At 63.2% G+C, this 4,595-nt stretch carries 3 protein-coding genes; 2 read left to right on the top strand and 1 reads right to left on the bottom strand.

Annotation, left to right across the window (positions count from 1 at the left end; translation table 11 throughout):
- A partial coding sequence (locus E5W70_RS27925) for an MG2 domain-containing protein (protein WP_292664535.1) occupies positions 1-1,981 on the bottom strand: 1,981 nt, incomplete at its 3' end.
- Between the two features lie 274 nt (positions 1,982-2,255).
- On the opposite strand from E5W70_RS27925, the gene E5W70_RS27920 reads away from it, so the two are divergent.
- Together E5W70_RS27920 and E5W70_RS27915 are read left to right on the top strand one after the other, a co-directional pair.
- The gene (locus tag E5W70_RS27920; RefSeq protein WP_292664533.1) at positions 2,256-4,181 is read left to right on the top strand and encodes an autotransporter assembly complex family protein; all 1,926 of its coding nucleotides are present in this window, start codon (positions 2,256-2,258) and stop codon (positions 4,179-4,181) included.
- On the top strand, positions 4,181-4,595 hold a 415-nt coding region (locus E5W70_RS27915), incomplete at its 3' end, for a hypothetical protein (protein WP_292664530.1). The genes E5W70_RS27920 and E5W70_RS27915, both read left to right, overlap by 1 nt.

The following is a 4,595-nucleotide window of genomic DNA, read 5'->3' as shown; positions in this document are numbered from 1 at the left end:
CCGCGTGACCGCCGGCCGATGCGCCGTCGCTGACGATGCGGCGGTCCTCGACGCCGTCGGGCCGCGAGAAGATGAAGGTCAGCGGCAGGTTCTCGACCGCCTTGGCGGCACTGTCGCGGGCAAGAGCCGCGACATGGACATCTTCGCCGGCACGGTAGATGCCGCGCTCGGTCCAGGCATAGACGTCGAGCGCGCCAGGTGCCGGCCGTCCGGCGACGCCACGGTCGGACAGGTCGAAGCCGGCGCGGCCCATATCGAGGAAGACGAAATCGTCGTCGCCCTGTTTGGCCATCAGCACGGCCGGCGCCATGCCGCTGTCGCCGCGCGTCAGGCCGGGATTGAACACCGCCCGCCCTTCCGCGTCGGTGGTCGCGGTGCCGAGGATTTCATTGTTCCTGGCCAGCAGCGTCAGCTCGGCGCCGGCGATCGGCTTGGCGGTTGCGAGCGAACGGGCAAAGACGTTCAGCCCATCCTGTCCGGTATAGGTCGACAGGCCGATATCGGAGACGACGAACCATTGCGTGGCGTGCGAATCATAGTCGTCGCTGCGATCGTTGACGGCTTGTGCGGTCAGTACATAGACGCCGGGCTTGCGTTTCGGCAACGCCTCGTCGATGGGGAAGGAGGTGGTGACTTCCTTGTTGAGGTCGTTGGCGATGTCGAGCTGGCCTTGCCAGACCGGCTCGCCCATCTGTTCGGAGATGTTCGAAATGTCGTAGCCGTCAAGTTGGCGCAGGAACTGATATCCCGACAGAAGCTGGGCCAGCGAGCGGTCGCCGATGCGGAAGAGCTTCATTTCGGCGGCATTCATGTTGACGGTGACGACCGGTATGCCGCGGCGTGCGCCGGCGGGCAGCACGAAGCTGTCGCCGGTGAAGCGGGCCGAAGGCGCGCGGTCCTGCACGTAGATCGACAGAACCACCGGTGCCGCGGTGACCTCGCCAATGGCGGCCGGCAGGCCGGCGCGGAAGGTCACGTCATAATGTTGGCCGTGCTCGAGCCCTTCGACGCAGATCTGCTTGTCCTTGGCTTCGACGCCCTTGGGAGCGGCGTTGTCGACGGTGACGAACTGGGAATAATCGACGCCGGTCTTGACCAGCTCCTCGGAGAACTGCGCGCAGATGCGTGGCGCGCTGGTGTCGGCATCGACGGTATGATCGATGACGCGGAAGCCCTTGCGGGCCTTGAGATCCTGGTAGGCGGCCCTGACTGCCGGCGAATTGACCAAAGCGAGGCTCGCCTCGTAGGCCTGCAGGGCCGGCCTGTAGAGATCGCGGCGATCAAGGCCGTCCCCGAGCAGGGCCAGCACGTCGGCGCGCGTCTTGGTGGTGCGCAGCAATTTGTAGGCGTTGAAGGCGGCGGAAGTGGCGTTCGCCGGCAGGGTCGACGGCTCCGAACTGTTGGCGGTCGGATGGACGGCAAGCGTTTCGCGCGCCAGCTCGAGCCAGAGCTGGCCATCATCCGGCAACACCGAAACCGCCGCTTCGTATTTGTGCATGGCCGAGCGATGATCGCCCGTCAGCGCCGACTGTTCGGCGGCCGCCCTCAGCGCCGTCAGCCCCTCGGTCGGCTTGGTGTAGGTCGGGCCAGTGAGCTTGTTGCGGTATTGCTGGGCCTGGTCGGCCATCCAGTTGGGGAAGAAGGCGAGCTCGGGTGGCGCGCCGATGTCGGGATCGCCGTCGATGTTGACGACCTTGCCGGCGACGGCGCCGCCGAAGGGTTTCAACGAATTGTAATCGGATTTAAGGAAGCACCATTTGGCCTTGAGGTTGTAGGTGAAGGCGCGGCAGGCCGGGTCGCCGAGGCAGGTGGTCTTGCACTGGTCGAGGCTGACATTCTGGTCGGATCTGAGATCGAAACCGAAATAGTCGGAATTGTCCGATGTCACCACCCGCCGGGCTTCGGCCGCTTGAGCGACACCGCTCCAGGCAAAAAAGAGAAGGAAAAGAATCGATAGACCACGAGCCGCGCGCATTGCCATAAACCCCTCCAGACAAGTGCTTACGTCCAGAAATGTTCAAGCTTTCAGTCGCGCTTGTCAACATCAGGACGCGGCAGGATCCGCCTGCCAACGGTTTGCTTTCCGGCCGGTGACCGGTAGTAGCTCCATAGGACAGGGGATCACGCTTTCTTGCGGCGACGCAGAAGGTGTGAGTTCCAAGCCCTGTCTATTTCAGCAATTGGATTGTGGCCCCTTTACGAGTGCTTCAGAACTTCATTCCAATTTTAGGTTTGCGAGCTAGGCTAGGAGCGTAATGCCGGCGTATGAAAGGCAGATATCGGGAGGAACCGCGCCACGGCGCGCGCTTTCGCGCGCCCTGCTTTTCGCATTGTTGTGCTCGACGGCACTTGTTGCCGAAACCGGAAGCGCTGCCGCCTTCGAGATTTTCGGCATCAAACTGTGGGGATCCAAAGACGAAGATGCCGACATCGTCGACCCGCTGCGCTATGCAGTGACGATCGAGGCGCCGGACGCCGACAAGGATCTCGCCGAGAAGCTCGAAAACGCCTCGGCGCTGAAGGCCGACGAGGAACACCCGGTATCCGGTTCTCTCGGCCTGCTGGCCAAGGCGCGCAGCGACCGTGAGCAACTTGTCGCCGCGCTCTACGCGGACGCGCGCTACGAGGGTGTCGTCACCATCACTATTCAGGGCAGGCCGCTCGACGATCTGCCGCCCGATGCCGAGTTTTCTGGCCCGCAGCCGACTCCGGTGGTGATAAACATAGCGGCCGGGCCGAAGTTCACGCTTGGCAACATCAGGCTGAAAGGCGATGCAGCGGGGCTGGCAAGTGCCGATTTCGGTCTGATCGCCGGCGGTGACGCCAGTTCGGGCGCCGTGCTCAAAGCCGAGGCGGCGATCGTGCGGGCACTCAAGCAAGAAGGCAGGCCGCTGGCCAAGGTGACGGGCCGCGAGATCGTCGCCGAGCACGCCGGTTCGACGCTCGACGTGACGCTCACCGTCGCGGCCGGGCCGGTCGCCGGCTATGGCGACACCACTGTCGAGGGTACCGAAAAGGTCAACCGCGACTTCACCGAATATATGACCGGCCTGAAGCGCGGCCGCCAATATTCGCCCGATGAGATCGACGATGCACGCGACCGGCTGCTCGGGCTCGAGGTCTTCAACAGCGTGACGGTGAAGGAAGCCGACGCCCTCGACGCCGAGGGCAACATCCCGATCGGTGTCCAGGTAAGCGAACGCAAGCCGCGCTATTTCGGCATTGGCGGCAGCTTCTCAAATACCGAAGGGCTGGGCCTCGAAGGCTATTGGGGGCACCGCAATCTGTTTGGCCGCGCCGAAAAGCTGCGCATCGACGGCAAGATCAGCGGCATAGGCAGCAACGACTTGACCCAGCTCAATTACAATGCCGGCGTCATGTTCGAAAAGCCGGGCGTGGTCGGGCCGGCGTCGAAATTCATTGCCAGCGTCAATACCGTGCTGGAGCACCCCGACGCCTACGACCATTTCTCGGTAAAGGGCAGCACCGGCCTATCCTACGAACTCGACAAGAAGCAGACGGTTTCCGCGCAAGTCGCGCTTGATTATTCGAGAATCCACGACGCTTTCGGCAAGCACACGTATCTGATCGCCAGCATTCCACTGCAATATGTCTACGACAATCGCGACAACAAGCTCAATGCGACCCGGGGCTTCAGGGTGCTGGCCTATGCCGAGCCGAGCTACGACATTTTGAGCGGGGCTGCCTTTGTCAAGCTGAAGGGCGAGGGGTCGGCCTACCAGTCGCTCGATTCGGCCTCGAAATTCGTTTTCGCCGAACGTGTCGCCATCGGCTCGATCATCGGCGCCGGTCTTCAGGATGTTCCGGCCGACCGCCGCTTCTACTCCGGCGGCGGCGGCTCGGTGCGCGGCTATGCCTATCAAGGCATCGGCCCGAAGGACAGCAACGAAGAGCCGATCGGCGGGCTTTCCTTCTTCGAGACCTCGGTCGAGATGCGCATCGCGGTCACCGACAAGATCGGCGTCGTGCCGTTCGTCGATGCCGGCACGGTGTCGACCAGGCAGGTCCCCGATTTTTCGGACATGAAGGTCGGCGCGGGTGTAGGCTTGCGCTATCTGACGGCGTTCGGGCCGCTGCGCATCGACGCGGCAGTGCCGCTCAACCGCGGCCCCGACGATCCTCATTTCGGCATTTATGCCGGCATCGGCCAGGCATTCTGATGGCAATATTCAGGCGCATCCTCCGTATCCTTTTCTACACGCTGCTCATCATCGTGGCAGCGGCGGTGGGGGCGCTTGTCGTGCTGACCAAAACCGAGGGCGGCCGCGAAAACCTTGCCGGCATCATCTCGACTATGGCCTCGACCGGTGATCGCAAGGTCACTGTCGTCGGCATCGACGGCATCTGGTCGGGCGCGCTCAGGGTCGATCATGTCGTTCTGGAGGATCGCGAAGGCGCCTGGATGGTGGCGCGCAAGGTGGCTGTCGACTGGTCGCCGCTGGCACTTCTGTCGAAGAGCTTCAGCGCCGATCGCATTGGCGCCGAGCGTATCGAGTTGGCAAGGCTGCCGGTGGCCAGCACACAGCCGAGCCAAAGCGGAGCGACGACGCTGCCGGTTTCCATCGACGTCAAGC

This window comes from Mesorhizobium sp. (assembly GCF_005063415.1).
In the GTDB taxonomy this organism is placed as follows: Bacteria; Pseudomonadota; Alphaproteobacteria; order Rhizobiales; family Rhizobiaceae; genus Mesorhizobium.
This window is presented reverse-complemented; position numbering and strand designations above follow the sequence as displayed.